Source organism: Phocaeicola sp. ICN-14070 (assembly GCF_037892625.1).
Classification (GTDB): domain Bacteria; phylum Bacteroidota; class Bacteroidia; order Bacteroidales; family Bacteroidaceae; genus Phocaeicola; species Phocaeicola plebeius.
Genome location: NZ_JBBKBF010000163.1, coordinates 1 through 916, shown reverse-complemented (window position 1 = coordinate 916; position 916 = coordinate 1). Strand labels below are relative to the sequence as shown.

The window sequence follows — 916 nt, the reverse complement described above, 5'->3', positions numbered from 1 at the left end:
TACGCATACATATTCGAAGCATCGTAACTCGCATTCGCATGCGACACACCGCCACTCGCACTCGCATAGCCGCACCCGCGATAGACCACACGGACTGTAGCGGTGCTTATCCAGTACATGTCGGTATAGTAGGTGGAAGATGATCCGTTCAAATTACCTACCGGAACCATGTCCATATACTTGCCGTACGCCACGCCTGTAATCCACTGACCGCTGTCCTTCTTGCCCTGTACCATACGGATACTGCCGTCAGGCATCCAGATGCGCCATTTGCCCTGGTTGCCGCTGTCATTCGGCAGATCCACGCCGTCCATCATGTCATACTTGTTGCCGTAGATGTCCTCGTAGCCCAGGCAGCAGATATTGTTCACCTGCACCACGGTCGCCTGTCCGTATTCGTCCCGGCTCTTATACCAGGCATACTGATGCACCAAGCCGTCAATCAGCGAATTCGTGATTTTGTTGTTGATGACATACGCTTCGTCATAGCCGATGGTGTCTGTCATTCCATGGTCGGCCGTTCCACCCGTTGTCCGGTTATTGTTATGCTGACCGGCACCGCATTGTTCCTGCATGTCCCTACGCCCGTACTTTGCATAGCTCAGGTTCGCGATGCGGCTGTGCATCAGGGCATCTATCTGCTGCATGCCACGCTGCTGGCTGTAATAGTGGAAGTCCGTCCATGTCATGCTTGCCGTGGTCGAAGCTCCGGTTATGCAGGCACGCAACTTGCTGCCCACTACAGAACTGCCCACAACGGCACACAGATGTTCCTCATTGGCCACCCAATCCGGTTCCATGTCCTCTATCTTGTCGCTGTTGCTCAGCACCACGCAGTCAAACTCTGCCGTGTTCAGAATGGAGAAATGCAGGGCTGTAGCACGTTCCGGAACGTCTGCTATCAGATACATGCCGG

Annotated in this window: 1 pseudogene; it reads right to left on the bottom strand. The window is 54.3% G+C overall.

The window, feature by feature from the left end:
- Positions 1 to 916 (bottom strand): annotated as a pseudogene (locus WKT20_RS18080) (hypothetical protein); the annotation flags it as partial.